General features: G+C 76.6%; 16 protein-coding genes and 2 tRNA genes. 9 read left to right on the top strand and 9 right to left on the bottom strand.

Going from position 1 to position 15638, the window contains the following annotated elements:
- A partial coding sequence (locus GTQ99_RS09600; RefSeq protein ID WP_166615511.1) for an SOS response-associated peptidase occupies nucleotides 1-403 on the bottom strand: 403 nt, incomplete at its 3' end.
- 110 nt (nucleotides 404-513) lie between these two features.
- On the opposite strand from GTQ99_RS09600, the gene GTQ99_RS09595 reads away from it, so the two are divergent.
- The 3 genes from GTQ99_RS09595 to rsgA are packed head-to-tail and all read left to right on the top strand — an operon-like array spanning nucleotide 514 to nucleotide 3572.
- Entirely contained in the window at nucleotides 514-1044 is a 531-nt protein-coding gene (locus tag GTQ99_RS09595; protein ID WP_166615510.1) for a DoxX family membrane protein, read from the top strand.
- Nucleotides 1045-1089: 45 nt separating this feature from the next.
- Nucleotides 1090-2460: a 3-phosphoshikimate 1-carboxyvinyltransferase gene (gene aroA, locus GTQ99_RS09590; RefSeq protein WP_166615509.1), complete on the top strand. Its 1371-nt coding sequence runs from the start codon at nucleotides 1090-1092 to the stop codon at nucleotides 2458-2460.
- Nucleotides 2457-3572 carry a ribosome small subunit-dependent GTPase A gene (gene rsgA / locus GTQ99_RS09585; protein WP_240897104.1) on the top strand — a complete coding sequence of 372 codons (1116 nt, stop codon included), beginning with the start codon at nucleotides 2457-2459 and terminating at the stop codon, nucleotides 3570-3572. Before aroA ends, rsgA begins: the two co-directional genes overlap by 4 nt.
- Nucleotides 3573-3586: 14 nt before the next feature.
- Here the strand turns inward: rsgA and GTQ99_RS09580 are convergent, their stop codons facing one another.
- A complete protein-coding gene (locus GTQ99_RS09580) occupies nucleotides 3587-4333 on the bottom strand; it encodes a vitamin K epoxide reductase family protein (RefSeq protein ID WP_166615508.1) in 747 nt (248 codons plus the stop codon).
- 146 nt (nucleotides 4334-4479) lie between these two features.
- Here GTQ99_RS09580 and hisN point away from each other — a divergent pair, with 146 nt between their 5' ends.
- The 4 genes from hisN to GTQ99_RS09560 all read left to right on the top strand — a co-directional run bounded on the left by hisN (nucleotide 4480) and on the right by GTQ99_RS09560 (nucleotide 8139).
- Nucleotides 4480-5304 (top strand): histidinol-phosphatase, encoded by an 825-nt coding sequence (gene hisN / locus GTQ99_RS09575; RefSeq protein WP_166615507.1) that lies wholly within the window; start codon nucleotides 4480-4482, stop codon nucleotides 5302-5304.
- Nucleotides 5288-6082 carry a CPBP family glutamic-type intramembrane protease gene (locus tag GTQ99_RS09570; RefSeq protein ID WP_166615506.1) on the top strand — a complete coding sequence of 265 codons (795 nt, stop codon included), beginning with the start codon at nucleotides 5288-5290 and terminating at the stop codon, nucleotides 6080-6082. The genes hisN and GTQ99_RS09570 overlap by 17 nt, the downstream gene beginning before the upstream one ends.
- A 170-nt stretch (nucleotides 6083-6252) precedes the next feature.
- The gene (locus GTQ99_RS24980) at nucleotides 6253-7374 is read left to right on the top strand and encodes a mechanosensitive ion channel domain-containing protein (protein ID WP_166615505.1); all 1122 of its coding nucleotides are present in this window, start codon (nucleotides 6253-6255) and stop codon (nucleotides 7372-7374) included.
- Nucleotides 7375-7467: 93 nt separating this feature from the next.
- The gene (locus tag GTQ99_RS09560) at nucleotides 7468-8139 is read left to right on the top strand and encodes a SemiSWEET family transporter (RefSeq protein ID WP_166615504.1); all 672 of its coding nucleotides are present in this window, start codon (nucleotides 7468-7470) and stop codon (nucleotides 8137-8139) included.
- A gap of 69 nt (nucleotides 8140-8208) precedes the next feature.
- On the opposite strand, the gene GTQ99_RS09555 is transcribed toward GTQ99_RS09560, so the two are convergent.
- Both GTQ99_RS09555 and GTQ99_RS26780 read right to left on the bottom strand, forming a co-directional pair.
- Nucleotides 8209-8697, bottom strand: coding sequence for a GNAT family N-acetyltransferase (locus GTQ99_RS09555; RefSeq protein WP_205707134.1), 489 nt, complete (start codon nucleotides 8695-8697; stop codon nucleotides 8209-8211).
- A complete protein-coding gene (locus GTQ99_RS26780) occupies nucleotides 8694-10115 on the bottom strand; it encodes a glucose-6-phosphate dehydrogenase (protein ID WP_338074871.1) in 1422 nt (473 codons plus the stop codon). Before GTQ99_RS26780 ends, GTQ99_RS09555 begins: the two co-directional genes overlap by 4 nt.
- 246 nt (nucleotides 10116-10361) lie before the next feature.
- Between GTQ99_RS26780 and GTQ99_RS09545 the strand changes: the two genes are divergently transcribed.
- A complete protein-coding gene (locus GTQ99_RS09545; protein WP_166615513.1) occupies nucleotides 10362-12347 on the top strand; it encodes an anthranilate synthase family protein in 1986 nt (661 codons plus the stop codon).
- Nucleotides 12348-12375: 28 nt separating this feature from the next.
- Here GTQ99_RS09545 and GTQ99_RS09540 read toward each other — a convergent pair whose 3' ends face one another.
- The 4 genes from GTQ99_RS09540 to GTQ99_RS09525 form a co-directional block, all read right to left on the bottom strand.
- Nucleotides 12376-13080 (bottom strand): response regulator, encoded by a 705-nt coding sequence (locus GTQ99_RS09540; RefSeq protein WP_338074869.1) that lies wholly within the window; start codon nucleotides 13078-13080, stop codon nucleotides 12376-12378.
- On the bottom strand, nucleotides 13077-14240 hold the full coding sequence (locus tag GTQ99_RS24975; RefSeq protein WP_166615503.1) for a histidine kinase: 1164 nt from the start codon (nucleotides 14238-14240) through the stop codon (nucleotides 13077-13079). The genes GTQ99_RS09540 and GTQ99_RS24975 overlap by 4 nt, the downstream gene beginning before the upstream one ends.
- A gap of 85 nt (nucleotides 14241-14325) precedes the next feature.
- Nucleotides 14326-15027 carry a hypothetical protein gene (locus GTQ99_RS09530; RefSeq protein WP_166615502.1) on the bottom strand — a complete coding sequence of 234 codons (702 nt, stop codon included), beginning with the start codon at nucleotides 15025-15027 and terminating at the stop codon, nucleotides 14326-14328.
- Nucleotides 15028-15199: 172 nt separating this feature from the next.
- Nucleotides 15200-15276 (bottom strand) — tRNA-Met (locus tag GTQ99_RS09525).
- 27 nt (nucleotides 15277-15303) lie between these two features.
- Between GTQ99_RS09525 and GTQ99_RS09520 the strand changes: the two genes are divergently transcribed.
- On the top strand, nucleotides 15304-15471 hold the full coding sequence (locus tag GTQ99_RS09520) for a hypothetical protein (protein ID WP_166615501.1): 168 nt from the start codon (nucleotides 15304-15306) through the stop codon (nucleotides 15469-15471).
- Between the two features lie 87 nt (nucleotides 15472-15558).
- Here GTQ99_RS09520 and GTQ99_RS09515 read toward each other — a convergent pair.
- Nucleotides 15559-15635 (bottom strand) — tRNA-Met (locus GTQ99_RS09515).
- Between the last annotated feature and the right edge of the window lie 3 nt (nucleotides 15636-15638).

Below are 15638 nucleotides of genomic sequence, written 5' to 3'. Positions count from 1 at the left end.
TGGTACGAGTGGCAGAGCCCGTCCCGCCGTCGCCGTGCGCGGCCGGGCTCTGCCACTCGTACCAGGCGTCCACCGGCACCAGGCAGCGCCGGGCCAGCGCGGCCCGGGCGAAGGACGGCTTCTCCAGCAGCGACTCGACGCGGGCGTTGACCATCCGCGCACCGCCGGAGGGGTCCTTGGACCAGCTGGGCACCAGCCCCCAGCGCAGGGCGCGCAGCGAGCGCGTGGGCGGGGCGTCGGGCGCGCCCCTGGGGAAGCGCTCCAGGACGACCGGCGGGGTGGTCGTCGGCGCGACGTTCGTCGACATCGCCACCCCCGACCCGTCGCCGAGGGTGTCGTCGTCGACCTCGAACTCCTCGACGAGGTCGTCGACGTCTCGCCGCAGGGCGTAGCGACCGCACATGGGACCACCTTGGCAGCCCCCTGCGACACGCGCCGCCGCGCGGCGCGCGGCGGGTCGTGGGCGGGCGCCCCGCGTGTGCGGCGGCCTGCCGCGTGCGGTAGGCAACTCCCATGACTCTGGTGCGACGAGTGGCCCGCCCGATGCTCGCGGCGATCTTCATCAAGACCGGCATCGACCAGGTCCGGCACGCCGGCGACCTGGCCCCGTCCGCCGAACCGCTCGTGCACCGCGTGGCCGGTCCCCTGCACCTGCCGGACGACCCGGTCCTGCTGGTGCGCCTCAACGGCGCCGCGATGGCCGCGGCCGGCGTCCTCTACGCCCTGGGCCGCGCGCCGCGGCTGTCGGCGGCGGTGCTCGCGACGACCGCGGCCCCCACCGCCGCCGTCAACCACCCGTTCTGGACGGAGAAGGACAAGAGCGTGCGCGCGGAGGTCCTGGAGGACTTCCTCACCGACCTCGGCCTGCTCGGCGGCGCACTGCTGGGCGCCGTGGACACCGCCGGCAAGCCCGGGGCGCTGTGGCGCGGCAAGCGCGCCGGCCGCGACGCCAAGCGGCTGGCCAAGCTCGCCGCCCGCGAGGCCGTGCACGTGGCCGAGAGCGGCCGCAAGGACGTGCAGCTGGCGGCCGCCAAGCTGGGCTGAGCCGTCCGCGGCGGCGCACCGGCGCGGGGCTGGGAGGATGCTCGCGTGAGACCGACGAGCGACCCGCGCACCGAGCCCGTCCCCCCGTCAGGACCGGGCACGCCCGCCGACGAGCCGCGGCTGTGGCCGGCGCCCACGGCGCGCGGCCCGCTGGAGGCCGTCGTGGTCGTGCCCGGCTCGAAGTCGCTGACCAACCGCTACCTCGTCGTGGCGGCGCTGGCCGAGCGGCCCTCGCTGCTGCGCGAGCCGCTGCGCTCGCGCGACACCCTGCTCATGGCCGACGCGCTGCGCCGGCTGGGCGCCGGCATCACCGACGGCGCGGCGGGCGCCGAGGGGGTCGGCGCGCACGACTGGGTGGTGCGCCCCGGTCCGGTGCGGGGCGGCGCCGACGTCGACTGCGGCCTCGCGGGGACCGTCATGCGCTTCCTGCCGCCGGTCGCGGCCCTGGCGGCGCAGCCGGTGCGCTTCGACGGCGACGAGCGCGCCCGCGAGCGCCCGATGGGTGCCGTGCTCGACGCGCTGCGCCAGCTCGGGGCCGTCGTCGAGGACGGCGGCCGCGGCCTGCTGCCCTTCAGCGTCCAGGGCCCGGCCGGCGGGCTGGCGGGCGGGCGGGTGCTCGTCGACGCCTCCGCCTCCAGCCAGTTCGTCTCGGCGCTGCTGCTCGTGGGGGCCCGCACCCGCACCGGCCTGGAGGTCGTCCACGAGGGGCCGCCGGTCCCGAGCCTGCCGCACGTGCGGATGACGGTGGAGGTGCTGCGCGACGCCGGCGTCGTCGTCGACGACACCGTGCCCGGCCGCTGGGCGGTGGAGCCCGGCGAGGTCAACGCCCTCGACGTGCAGGTGGAGCCGGACCTGTCCAACGCCGGGCCGTTCCTGGCGCCCGCCCGCGACCGCGGCGGGCGGGTGCGGGTGCCCGGCTGGCCGCAGTCGACGACGCAGGCCGGCGACCTGCTGCGCGACGTGCTCGACTCCATGGGCGCCGACGTCACCCTCGACCGCGAGGGGCTGCTCGTGGAGGGCACCGGCGAGCTGTACGGCGTCGACCTGGACCTGCACGAGGCCGGTGAGCTCGCCCCGGTGATCACGGCGCTGGCCGCGCTGGCCTCCTCCCCCAGCCGGCTGCGCGGCATCGCGCACCTGCGCGGGCACGAGACCGACCGCCTCAAGGCGCTCGTCACCGAGGTCAACGGCCTGGGCGGGCGGGCCGAGGAGACCGCCGACGGCCTGCTGGTGCACCCGCGGCCGCTGCACGGCGGCGTCTTCCGCACCTACGCCGACCACCGGATGGCCACGGCGGGCGCCGTGCTGGGCCTGAGGGTCGAGGGGGTCCTCGTCGAGGACGTCGAGACCACCCGCAAGACGCTGCCCGACTTCCCCGGCATGTGGGCGGGGATGCTCGCCGGAGCGGGCAGCTGAGCCCGCGGCCCGCGCGCGGGGGCTCCGCGCGCCGCTGGGACGAGGACGACGTCCGGGTCCGGCCCAACCCGCGGGGCTCGCGCCCGCGCACCAAGGAGCGCCCGGCGCACGCCGACGCCGTGGACGCCTTCGTCGTCGCCGTCGACCGGGGCCGCTCGCACTGCCTGGTCGGCGAGGGCACCGGGGACGAGCGCACCGTCGTGGCGATGCGCGCGCGCGAGCTGGGCCGCCAGGGCGTCGTCGTGGGCGACCGCGTCGGCCTCGTCGGGGACGTCTCCGGCACGCCGGACACGCTGGCGCGCATCGTGCGCATCGACGAGCGGCGCACCGCGCTGCGCCGCTCCGCCGACGACACCGACCCCATCGAGCGGGTCGTGGTGGCCAACGCCGACCAGCTCGTCGTCGTCACCGCCGTCGCCGACCCCGAACCGCGCTCGCGGCTGGTCGACCGCTGCCTGGTCGCCGCGTACGTGTCGGGCATGCAGCCGCTGCTGTGCCTGACCAAGGGCGACCTGCGCCCGGCGCGGGAGGTCCTGGAGACGTGGGCGCCGCTGGGCCTGGACGCGGTGGTGACCTCCCGCGGCCCCGACGGCCTGCTGGGGCTGGAGGCCGTGCGCGAGCGGCTGGCCGGGCGCACCAGCGTGCTCGTCGGGCACTCCGGGGTCGGCAAGTCGACGCTGGTCAACGCGCTGGTGCCGGCGGCCGGGCGCGCCACCGGGCACGTCAACGCGGTCACCGGGCGCGGCCGGCACACCTCCACCTCGATGGCGGCGCTCGCGCTGCCCGGCGGCGGCTGGGTCGTGGACACCCCCGGCATCCGCTCCTTCGGCCTGGCCCACGTGGACCCCGAGGCCGTGCTGCGCGCCTTCCCCGACCTCGTGCCGGGCGAGGAGGGCTGCCCGCGCGGGTGCACCCACGACGAGCCGGACTGCGCGCTCGACGCGTGGGTGCAGCAGGGGCGCGCCGGGGCCGCCGGACCGGCGCGGCTGGCCTCGTTCCGCCGCCTGCTGGCCGCCCGGCGCCCGGCGCGCGAGGACCGGGTGCCCGAGGACGGGCTGCACGAGGAGCTGCCCGGGGAGCTGCCCGGGGAGCCGGCGCCCGACGAGGGCTGAGGCCGGCGCGCGGCTCAGAGCAGGGTGCTCCAGTAGCTCCAGAAGCGCACGCCCACCATCGCCACCAGCGCCGCGAACGTCAGCACGACGAGCAGCAGCCGGAACTCGACGAGCGCGCGGGCCGCGCCGCGCAGCGGCCGGGGCACCGGCAGCAGCCCGCGGTCCAGGGCGTCGGCCAGGGTGGTCCAGAACGTCGGCACCACCACGGCCCACACGAGCACGCAGTACGGGCACAGGGCGTGGATGGAGTACAGGCTCTGGGCGACGAGCCAGCCGACGAAGACCGCCCCGAGGGTGGTGCCCAGCAGGTAGCCGCGCTCCACCCAGCGCGGCAGCCGGGTGCCGGAGACCAGCAGCAGCCCCAGGGTCAGCGAGACGGCGAAGGCCGCGATGCCGATGAGCGGGTTGGGGAAGCCGAAGACGCGCGCCTGCTCGGTGACCATGACGCTGCCGCAGCTCAGGACGGGGTTGATGCTGCAGCTGGGCACGTAGGAGGGGTCCACCAGCAGCTGGATGCGCTCCACGGTCAGCGTGAAGGCCGCCGCGAAGCCGAGGACGCCGCCGACGACGAGCAGCAGCCCGCGCCGGCGCGGCGGGACCGGCAGCGCGGACAGGTGCCGCTCGCCGTCCTCCCCCTCGAGACCGTCCGCCTCGAAACCGTCCCCCTCGAAACCGTCCGCCCCGAAGGCGTCGTCCGCCCCGGAGCCGTCGTCGGAGCCGTCCTCGGGCGCGCCGTGCGCCTGCTGCGTGGTCCCGGCCATGCCTGCGTCCTCCGTGCGGTGCGTCCGGCTGCGGTGTGCTCGCGTGCTCCCAGCATCCTCGACGCGCCTGGGCGCCGGCTGGACGGGTCGCGCGTCGCGCGTCGCGCTCCGGCGGGGGCGGCGGCCCCGGGCGGTAGGTTCGCCCGGTGCCGACGCCGCAGACCTCCGCTCCGAGCGCCCGTCCCCGCTACGACGACGACCTGCGGCTGGCGCACGTCATCGCCGACCAGGTCGACGGGGTGACGACGGACCGCTTCCGCGCCCAGGACCTCAGCGTGGAGACCAAGCCGGACCTCACCCCGGTCAGCGACGCCGACCGCACGGCCGAGGAGCTCATCCGCTCCCAGCTCAAGCGCACCCGCCCCCGCGACGCGGTGCTCGGCGAGGAGTACGGCCTCGTCGGCCACGGGGCGCGCCAGTGGGTCGTGGACCCCATCGACGGGACGAAGAACTTCGTGCGGGGCGTGCCGGTGTGGGCCACGCTCATCGCGCTGCTCGACGACGGCGAGCCGGTGGTGGGCCTGGTCTCGGCCCCCGCGCTGGGCCGGCGCTGGTGGGCGGCGACGGGCTCGGGGGCGTGGACCGGCCGCAGCCTGGCCTCGGCCACCCGCATCCGCGTCAGCGGCGTCTCCGACCTGGCCAGCGCCTCGTTCTCGTACTCCTCCCTGGAGGGCTGGGAGCAGACCGGCTCCCTGGACGGCTTCCTCGCCCTGGCGCGGACGGTGTGGCGCACCCGCGGCTTCGGCGACTTCTGGTCCTACATGCTGCTGGCCGAGGGGGCCGTCGACGTCGCCGCCGAGCCGGAGCTGGCGCTGCACGACATGGCCGCGCTGGTGCCGATCGTCGTCGAGGCCGGCGGGCGCTTCACCTCCCGCGCCGGGGTGGACGGCCCGCACGGCGGCGACGCCGTCGTCACCAACGGGCTGCTGCACGACGCCGTCCTGGAGCACCTGGGTGCGCCTGCGTCCTGAGCCGCCGGCGCCCGCACCGCTGGACGCGCGCGGGCGACGGCTGCTCGTCTGGGAGGTCGTGGCGGTCTTCGCCGTCTCGCTGGGCCTGAGCGGCCTCAGCGCGCTGGTCACCTTCGTCGGCAGGATCACCTCCGGCCGCTCGCTGGCCGCGCAGACGTCGACGGTGCTGGGCAGCTACTCCCCCGACCGGCCGTGGCTGGACCTGGCCTTCCAGCTCGTGCGGATCCTCGAGCTGCTGGCGCCCGTCCTGCTCGTGGGGTACCTGATGGCCCGCGGCGGGCAGTCGCTGCGCACCCTCGGCCTCGACCGCTCCCGCCCGGGCCGCGACGTGCTGGCCGGCCTCGGGCTGGCCGCGGCGATCGGCGGCTGCGGCATCTTCCTGTACCTGGGGGCCGTCGCCGTCGGCGCGAACACGCAGGTGCAGGCGTCGACGCTGTCGGGGGCGTGGTGGACGGTGCCGGTGGCGGTCCTCAACGCCGCCGCCAACGGCGTCCTGGAGGAGGTCCTCGTCGCCGGCTACCTGCTGCACCGGCTGGGGCAGCTGGGCTGGCGCTGGTGGCCGGCGCTGCTGGTGAGCGCCCTGCTGCGCGGCTCGTACCACCTGTACCAGGGCCTGGGCGGGTTCGTCGGCAACGTGGCGATGGGCCTGGTCCTCGGCTGGGTGTACCAGCGCTGGGGCCGCACGGCACCGCTCGTCGTCGCGCACACGGCCATCGACGTCGTCGCCTTCGTCGGGTACGCGGCGCTGGTGGGCAGGGTCGGCTGGCTGCCCGGCTGAGGCCCGGCGGCGGGCGCGTGTGCGCGTGCTGTGACGGGGCTGGGCGGTGCGTGTGCAACGGGCCCGGACGGGCGCCGCGGACCTGACGCGGCGCCGGGCCTGGCCTAGCGTGGCCCGCGTCCGCAGGACGCCGACGTCCACCGCCCCAGCCCCGAGGAGCTGCCCGCACCGTGTTCGACCTCAGCCACAGCGCCTGGCCGACGGTGGCCGTCGCCACCGCGGCCGCCGTCGTCGCCGCCCTCGTCGGGGAGGCCGTCGCCCTCGGCGTGCGCCGCCTCGGCCGCCACCACCGGGTCCTGTCCACGCTGGCCCAGCGCGGTCGCCGGCCGCTGGCGGGCCTGCTGGCGACGCTGGCCGCGCGCGCCGCCCTGGGCGTGACGACCACCGCCGCGGACTGGCGCTCGCCGACGCTGACCGTGCTGAACGTCGTGGGCGTCGCCTTCGGCGCCTGGCTGGCCGTCGTGGCCGCCAACGTGGTGCAGGACGTGGCGCTGCTGCGCTACCCCATCGACGTGCAGGACAACCGGCGCGCGCGCCAGCGGCGCACCCAGGTGCAGCTGGTCAAGCGGGTGGTGGTCGCGCTCGTCGTCGTCGTGGCCGTCGCCTCGGTGCTGCTGACGATCCCCGGCGCGCGCGGTGTCGGCACGAGCGTGCTGGCCTCCGCCGGGCTGCTGTCCGTCGTCGCCGGCCTGGCCGCGCAGACGTCGCTGGCCAACGTCTTCGCGGGGCTGCAGATCGCCTTCACCGACGGCATCCGCGTCGACGACGTGGTCGTCGTCGAGGAGGAGTGGGGCAACATCGAGGACATCACCCTCACCTACGTGGTCGTGCGGTTGTGGGACCAGCGCCGGCTCATCCTGCCCTCGACGTACTTCACCTCCACGCCGTTCGAGAACTGGACGCGCAACTCCGCCGACGTCACCGGATCGGTCGACGTCGACGTCGACTGGACCGTCCCCGTGGACGAGCTGCGCGCGCACGCCGAGCGCTTCGTGCGCGAGCACCCGCTGTGGAACGGCGCGACGTTCGCGCTGCAGGTGACCGACGCGCGGAACTCGTTCGTCTCCCTGCGGGTGCTGGTGAGCGCGAACTCCGGCGGGGAGCTGTTCGACCTGCGCTGCGCGGTGCGCGAGGAGCTCGTCGGCCTGCTGCGCCGCGAGCACCCGGGCGCGCTGCCGCAGGTGCGCCTCACCGAGACCCGCCAGGTGCGCCTGCCCCGCCAGGAGGGTGCGCGGGAGCGGTCGCCGCGCACCGCGATCGACGGTGCGGGGGCCGACGGCTCCGCGCACTGACCCGCGCCGCCCGGCGCTGTGATCCAGCTCTCACCCGTTCGGCCGACAGCCGCGCCTCAAGGCCGGGGGCCGTCCGGGTCGATGGACAGGCACGTGCCCATCGCGACCTTGATCTCTTCCATCGGCCTGCTCGCCGCCGGCGTCGGCATCGTCACCGGCGTCCCCCAGATCGTCCGCCTGCTGCGCAGCCCCGACGCCAGCGGCCTGTCGTACTCCTCCGCCGTCCTCGGCATGCTGGGGTGCGCCACCTGGCTCACCTACGGCCTGCTGCTGATGGACCCCGCCCAGCTCGTGGCCAACGTGCCGGGGATCGCGTGCGCGGTCCTCACCGTCGTGCTGGCGGCCCGCCGCCTGGGCGCGCGGCTGTCCTCGGCGCTGATCGCCACGCTCGCGTGGACGCCCGTCGTGGTCGGCGCCCACGTGCTCGGCGGCGCCGAGCTCGTCGGCGTCGTCGCCACCGTCGTCTCGCTGGTGCGGATGCTCCCGCAGGTGCGCACCGTCTTCGGCCGCGAGTCGCTGGCCGGGCTGGCGCCCGCCTCGTTCGTCCTCACCCAGGCGTCCGCTGTCCTGTGGACGGTCTACGGGGTGGCCACCGCCCAGCCGTCGGTGGTCGTCTGCTCGGCCGTCTCGGTGGTGCTCTCGGGGATCGTGCTCTCGCGCCGCTGCCCCCCGCAGGCGGTGCTGCGGGCCCTGCACGCCGGCCGCTTCGGCGTCGTCGGCCAGGTCCTCGTGCGCCCCGTCGCCGGTCTCGTCCTGGCCGCCTGACCCCCACCCTCCTGGTGATCTTCCACGTGACACCGTGGAAGATCACCAACGGGGCGGAGGGCGCAGGGGTCAGGGGCGGGGCTTGGCCAGGTGCACCAGCGGGACGCCGCGCTCGTCGCGGCCCTCGCCGGTGCGCGCGTACCCGGCCCGCTCGTAGCGGGCGACGTTGGCCGCCGAGTCCCCGCCGGTGAACAGCAGGAACTCCCGCACCTGCTGCGGCGCAGCCGCTTCGACCGCCCGCAGCAGCGCGGTGCCGACGCCCGCGCGCTGCTGGTCGGGCGCGACGGCCAGCCGGCCGACGTGCCCGCGCGCACCGTCGACGCGCAGGCGCACCGACCCCACCAGGCGGCTGCCGCGCACCGCGACGAGCACGACGCCGGCGGGGTCGGCGATGGCGGCGCGCACCGCGGCGAGGTCCTCCACCAGCGGCGGCAGCAGCGGGTCGCCGTAGCGCTGCGCCTCGGCAACGAAGGCCGCGCGCTGGACGGTGAGCACCTCCCCGGCGTCGCCGTCCAGCGCGCGGCGCACCAGCACCCCGGGCGCCGGCGTGCCCGTCAGCGCAGGAACCACTGCCCCGGCTCGGCGAGCGCGTCGGCCGCCTGCGGCCCCCAGCTGCCCGGCGCGTACGGCTGCACCTGCGGGCGCTGCGCGGAGAAGCGCTCGATGCACGTCCAGGCCGCGCGCAGGCCCTCGACGCCGGTGAACAGCGAGCGGTCGCCGGTGAGCACGTGCTCGATGAGGTGCGCGTACGGCGGTGCGGGCGTGGCGCCGTCGAGCTCGCCCAGCGGCAGGCTCGCGGTGCCCTGGGCCAGCCCGCCCTCGACGCCGGGCCTGCGCACGGTCATCGCGACGTCGACGGCCCCGCCCTCCAGCAGCGAGAAGCTGATGGTCGCCGGCTGCACGCCCGCACCCGCGTACGGGCCGTCGGCGACGTCGCGCAGGACGAGCGTGATGCGCTGCTCGTCGGCGCTCATCCTCTTGCCCGAGCGCAGCAGGAACGGCACGCCCCGCCACCGGTCGTTGTCGATCCACAGGCGCGCGGCGGCCAGGGTGTCGGTCCGCGAGTCCGCCGGCACGCCGTCGATGTCGAGGTAGCCCTCGAACTGCCCGAGGACGACCTCGTCCGGGTCGAGCTCGCGGAAGTCCTGCAGCGCAGCGTCCCTGGCGGCCTGCAGCGATCCCGGCCCGAGGTCGGCGGGCGGTTCCATCGCGACGGTGGCGGCCATCTGGAACAGGTGCGTGACGATCATGTCGAGGAACGCGCCGGTCGCGTCGTAGAACGAGGCGCGCTGGGCGACGTCGAGCGTCTCGGCGATGTCGATCTGCACCTGCGCGACGTGCTCGCGGTTCCACACCGCGGCCAGCCACGGGTTCGCGAACCGCGCGTGGATGACGTCCTGCATCGCCTCGAAGGCCAGGAAGTGGTCGATGCGGAACACCTGCGACTCGTCGAAGACCCGCTGCACCTGCGCGTCGAGCTCCTCGAAGCTCTCCAGCGACGTGCCGTAGGGCTTCTCGTAGACGACGGTGGCGCCCTCGACGAGGCCGTGGCACTCGAAGCCCTTCGTCATCGACAGGAACGCCCCCGGCGGCACCGCGAGGTAGTGCACGAGCCGCGCGTCGCCGTCCAGCTCCTCGCGCGCCTGCGCGAGCACGTCGGGCAGGCGGCCGGGGTCGGCGTCGTCGAAGCCGCCGCCGGCGAAGAGCAGGTGGGCGGCGAAGTCGTCCCAGGGGCCCTCGGAGGGCTGCGGGCCGAACTCCTCCAGCGCCGCGCGCACGTGGCCGCGGAACTCCTCGTGCGACATCTCCCCGCGGCCGCTGCCCACCAGGCGCCACTGCTGCGGCAGCCGGCCCAGGCGCGCCAGCTCGAAGAAGCTCGGCATGACGAGGCGGCGCGAGAGGTCTCCCGAGGCGCCGTAGAGGACGAAGATCGTGGGCGCGCTCGCGGACTGCGCTGCCTGCTGCTCACTGGTCACGAGCGGAACGCTATTGCCTGCGGACCGCTGTTGCCTCCGCCACCCGGGTGCGGGCTATGGTGGCGCCGTGACCACCGCTGTCCCCGCCCCGGGGGCTCCCGCCCGCAGCGCCGCAGCGCGCCGCAGCGGTGCGTGGTGGTGGGTGTCGGCGGTCGCCTGACGCTCTCGTGTCCCGGTAGCCGCCTCGTCGAGGAGGCCGCGCCCGTGGACACCCTCGACGGACGGCTCCCCCAGCCCCTCGAGGAGATCCCCGTGAACCCCGACACCCTGATCGCCGACCTGCAGGCGCCCGGCGCGGGCGCCTTCGCGCTGCTGCGCCGCCTCGACCCGCGCACCGGCGTCCCCGGGCCCGTCGAGGTGCTGCGCGGTCCGGTGACGACGGTCGAGCACCTGGCCGACATCCCGCTGCCGGCCGGCGCGCCCGGCGTCGAGGCGGCGCGCGACGCGCTGGCGCTCGTGCCGTTCCGCCAGCTGCGCGAGCGCGGCTTCGAGGTGCACGACGACGGCACCCCCCTGCAGGTGCTGCGCGTCGACGCCGCCGACGACCTGCCGCTGGAGGAGGCGCTGCGGCTGCTGCCGGACGCCGAGGTGCCGCTGCGCGACGTGGCCCCCGACCTCGACGACGCGGCGTACGCCGACGTCGTGCGCCGCATCGTCGCCGACGAGATCGCCCAGGGCACCGGCGCCAACTTCGTCATCCGCCGCGACGTCGACGGGGTGATCGACGGGTTCAGCGCGACCACCGCGCTGAGCCTGTTCCGCCGCCTGCTGGTCGCCGAGCAGGGCGCCTACTGGACGTTCGTCGTCCACGTGCCGGGCGCCGACGGCTCCGCGCGCACCCTCGTGGGCGCCAGCCCCGAGGTGCACGTGCGGATGGCGCGCGGTCAGGTCGTCATGAACCCCATCTCCGGAACGTACCGCTACCCCGCCGCCGGCCCGGACGCCGACGGCCTCGTGGAGTTCCTCACCGACCCCAAGGAGGTCGAGGAGCTGTTCATGGTCGTCGACGAGGAGCTGAAGATGATGTGCTCCGTCGGCGACCTCGGCGGCGTGGTGCACGGGCCCTACCTGCGGGAGATGGCCAACCTGGCCCACACGGAGTTCGAGCTGCGCGGGCAGTCCACCCTCGACGCGCGCGACGTGCTGCGCCAGACCATGTTCGCCGCGACGGTCACCGGCAGCCCGCTGCAGAGCGCCTGCCGGGTCATCAAGCGCTTCGAGCCGTCCGGGCGCGGCTACTACGCGGGGGCGCTGGCCCTGCTGGGCCGCGACGGCGAGGGCGCGCAGACGCTGGACTCCCCCATCCTCATCCGCACCGCCGACGTCCGCACCGGTCCCGCCGGGGCTCCCGACGGCGGCGCGCGGGTGCGGGTCTCGGTCGGCGCGACGCTGGTGCGCGGCTCCTCCCCGGAGGGGGAGGTCGCCGAGACGCACGCGAAGTCCGCCGGCGTGCTGCGCGCCCTGGGCGCGCTGCCGCCGCTGGCGCCGCGCGCGGGCGCCACCGGTCCCGACGGCGCCCCCGCGCGCCGGGTGCCGCTGGCCGCGGACCCGCGCATCGCCACCCTGCTCGCCTCCCGCCGCGACCGGCTGGCCTCCTTCTGGCTGGAACCGCAGGCGCCGGCGCACGGCGCACCGCTGGGCGAGGCGCTCGTCGTGGACGCCGAGGACACCTTCACCTCGATGCTCGTGCACCTGCTGGCCTCGGCCGGGCTGCGCGCCCGGGTGCTGCGCTACGACGACCCCGGGCTGGACGCGGCGCTGGCGGCGCACGAGGGCCTGGTCCTGCTGGGCCCCGGCCCCGGCGACCCCGAGGACGCCTCCGACCCCCGCATCGCCCGCCTGCAGGCGCTCGCGGCGCGGCTGGCCGCGGCGGCCCGCGCCGGCGGCAACCCGCTGCTGGGCGTCTGCCTGGGCCACCAGCTGCTGGCCGGCACGCTGGGCCTGCCGCTGCGCCGCAAGGACGCCCCCCACCAGGGGACCCAGCTGGCGGTCGACCTGTTCGGCACCCGCGCCACCGTCGGGTTCTACAACTCCTTCACCGCGCGCGCCGACGGCGCGGCGCTGCAGCGGCTGGCCGCGCAGGGCGTCCAGGTCGCCACCGGCCCCGCCGACGAGGTCGTCGCCGTGCGCGGGCCGGGGGTGGCGGGCATCCAGTTCCACCCCGAGTCGGTGCTGACGCTGGACGGGCCGGCGCTGCTGCGCTCGGTCGTCGAGCCGCTGCTGCGGGGCTGAGCGGGCCGGTGGTGGCGGGCGCCGCGCCTCAGCGCGCGCCCGGCGCCACCAGCCCGATCTCGTAGCCGAGCACGACGGCCTGGACGCGGTCGCGCAGCCCCAGCTTGGTGAGGACGCGACTGACGTGCGTCTTGGTGGTCTGCTCGGCGATGACGAGCTCGGCGGCGATCTCGGCGTTGGACAGCCCCCGCGCGATGCACACCAGGACCTCCCGCTCGCGCGGGGTGAGCTCGGAGACCGCCGCCGGGACCCGCGCGGCCGCCCGGCGGGTGGTGACGAAGTGCTCGATGAGGCGGCGGGTGACGCCGGGGGCCAGCAGCGCGTCGCCGGCGGCCACCGCGCGCACGGCGTCCACGAGCGCCTCCGGGGTGGCGTCCTTGAGCAGGAAGCCGCTGGCGCCGGCCTGCAGCGCCTCGAAGACGTAGTCGTCGATGTCGAAGGTGGTCAGGACCAGCACCTTCGGCGCCGGCTCCAGGCCGGCCGCGGCGATGCGCCGCGTCGCCTCCAGCCCGTCGACGACGGGCATCCGCACGTCCATGAGGACCACGTCCGGGCGGGTGGCCGCCACCACCTCGACGGCCTCGGCGCCGTCGGCGGCCTGCCCGACGACCTCCAGGTCCTCCTGGGCGGACAGCAGCGCGGAGAAGCCGGCGCGGATCATGGCCTGGTCGTCGACGACGACGGCGCGCACGGGCCGGTGCTGGGCGGGGTGCTCGGGGTGCAGCGCGCTCACGCTGCACCCTCCCACGGCAGCAGGGCGCGCAGCAGGAACCCGCCGTCCTCCAGCGGCCCGGCGCTCACCGACCCGCGCAGCAGCGTCGCGCGCTCGCGCACGCCGACCAGGCCGTGCCCGCCGGCGTCGGCGACCCCGCCCGCGCCCCGCGGCGCGGGGCCGTTGCGCACCTCCAGCACGATGCCGGGGTCGGCGCGCAGCACGCTCACCTCCACGTCGGCGCCGGTGGCGTGCCGCACGACGTTGGCCAGGCCCTCCTGCACGATGCGGTGCACCACCAGGCCCACCGACGGCGGCAGCACCGCGCCGCGCAGCGGCGGGTCCACGTGCAGGCGCACCCGCGAGCCGGCGCGCCGGGCGCCCTCGACGAGCCCGTCCAGCCCCTCCAGCCCCGGCTGCGGAGCGCGGTCGGCGTCCTCGCCGGAGCCGCGCAGCACGCCGAGCAGGGTCCGCATCTCCGCCAGCGCCGTGCGCGCCTGCGCGGCGATGTCGTCGAACTCGGCCCGCACCCGCGGGTCCAGCCCCTCCAGGCGGTACTGCGCGGTCGTGGCCTGCACGCCGATGACGGACATGCTGTGCGCGACGACGTCGTGCAGCTCGCGGGCGATGCGGTTGCGCTCCTCGACGACGACGCGGCGCTCGGACTCGGCCTGCACGTGGCGGCGGCTGAGGGCCAGCTCCTCCCGCACCCGCCGCCGGGTGCCGACGAGGCTGCCGGCGGCCAGCAGCAGCGCCGAGTTGGACCCGTGCACGGCGAGGTCGTCGCAGGCCTCCTCGGAGAAGCCCGTCAGCAGCCCCGCCAGCACGACCGTCAGCGCCATGCTGCTCGCCCACGCCGCGACGCCCAGCCGCCACTGCCGGCGCACGCCGAGGAGGGCCAGCAGCAGCGAGAAGACGACGATCGTCTGCGGCATCCACGGCCACGGGCCGCTCGCGGGGTCGGCGGCCACGGCGGCGACCACGACACCGGTGACGGCGGAGACGACCGCGAGGGGCGGGCGGAACAGCGCGATGACCAGCGCGGAGCACTGCAGCAGCGCCGCCACCATCGCCGTCCCGGCGGGCACGCCGTAGACGCCCGCGGTGACGGGCGCGACGACGCTGAAGCAGGCGGCGGCCAGCAGCACCAGGGCCCACGGGGAGGCGGCGGCGGCGCGCACGAGCCGCCCGGCGCCCCGCGTCCCGCGGCCGAGCCCCCGCCGCAGCGGGCGCCGGACCCGCGGCGCGCGGGCACCGGGGGCCGGGTCAGGACGCCGACGGCGCGGGCGCGCGGAGCGCTCGGGTGGACGACGACGACGGAGCACGGCTTCCTCCTCTCCAGCGGCGCGCGAGCGCGCCCGCGGACCTGCGCAGCCCCAGCAGCAGCAGCGCGAGGGCGACCCCCGCGGCGGCCACCAGCCAGGGCCGCTCCAGCAGCCCCTCGGCGCGGGAGGCCAGCTGCCCGCCGGCCAGCACGCCGAGGCCGACGAGGACGCTGACCCGCAGCGAGGTCAGCAGGGCGGTCCAGCCGAGGAAGCGGGAGTAGGCGACCCCCGAGGAACCGGCGGCCAGGAAGGCGGGGACCGCGCCGACGTCGACGAGCTTGGCCGTCGCGACGAGGCTGCCCAGCCGGTCACCGGCCCGGCGGGCCAGCCGCTCGCGCCGGTGCGCCGACAGCCCCAGCCGGGCTGCGGCCGCGGCGGCGCGCGGGTGGCGCCCGGCCCGGCGGGCGCAGCGGCCCAGCGCGAACAGCGCGCTGTCGAGGACCACGTCGGTGCCGAAGGCGAGCAGCCACACCAGCAGCAGCGCCGCGTGCCCGGCGCCGACGAGGGTGCCGCCGACGAAGGTCGCGACGGGTCCCTCGAGGACGAGGGCGGGGGCCAGGACGGCGTACGGCGTCCCGGAGCCCGCCCAGCCCGTCAGCCAGCCCGTCAGCCAGCCCGTCAGCCAGCCCGTCAGCACGTCCACCGCGACCACCTCCCCTGCGCTGCGCGTGGGGACAGTCCAGCGCAGGAGCGCCCGCCGCGTCGTCCCCCGGCGGAGCCCTCCCGCGTAGCTCCGCGGTAGGGGGTCGGTGGCCGAGCGGCAGGAGCGCGGGGACGAGAAAGGCCCGGACCGTGTGGTCCGGGCCTTTCTCGACTGGTAGCGGGGACAGGATTTGAACCTGCGACCTCTGGGTTATGAGCCCAGCGAGCTACCGAGCTGCTCCACCCCGCGTCGTGGGGGCAACGTTACGTCGTCGCCGTGGCCGATGCAAATCGCCTCCACCGCAAGCGTTGCCGCGCTCGGCCGAGCGGCTGCGCCGCCGACGTCACCGGGTACGCCGAGCACTGCGAGCGGCTGGCGAGCGCCCGGGAGGGCGAGGCGCAGCGGCTGGAGGAGGCGGCGCGGGCGGCCGGCGTGCCGGGCTGAGCCCGCACCGGGCGCAGCCGCGGAGGACGGAGCCGCGCAGGCGGGGACGAGAAAGGCCCGGACCGTGTGGTCCGGGCCTTTCTCGACTGGTAGCGGGGACAGGATTTGAACCTGCGACCTCTGGGTTATGAGCCCAGCGAGCTACCGAGCTGCTCCACCCCGCGTCG

Source organism: Kineococcus vitellinus (assembly GCF_009906315.1).
GTDB classification, from domain to species: Bacteria; Actinomycetota; Actinomycetes; order Actinomycetales; family Kineococcaceae; genus Kineococcus; species Kineococcus vitellinus.
This window is presented reverse-complemented; position numbering and strand designations above follow the sequence as displayed.

What these genes read in the sequence shown, in the direction of transcription:
- GTQ99_RS09595 (WP_166615510.1), top strand. Translation starts at nt 514, where the DNA reads ATGACTCTGGTGCGACGAGTGGCCCGCCCGATGCTCGCGGCGATCTTC.
- GTQ99_RS09580 (WP_166615508.1), bottom strand. Translation starts at nt 4,333, where the DNA reads ATGGCCGGGACCACGCAGCAGGCGCACGGCGCGCCCGAGGACGGCTCC.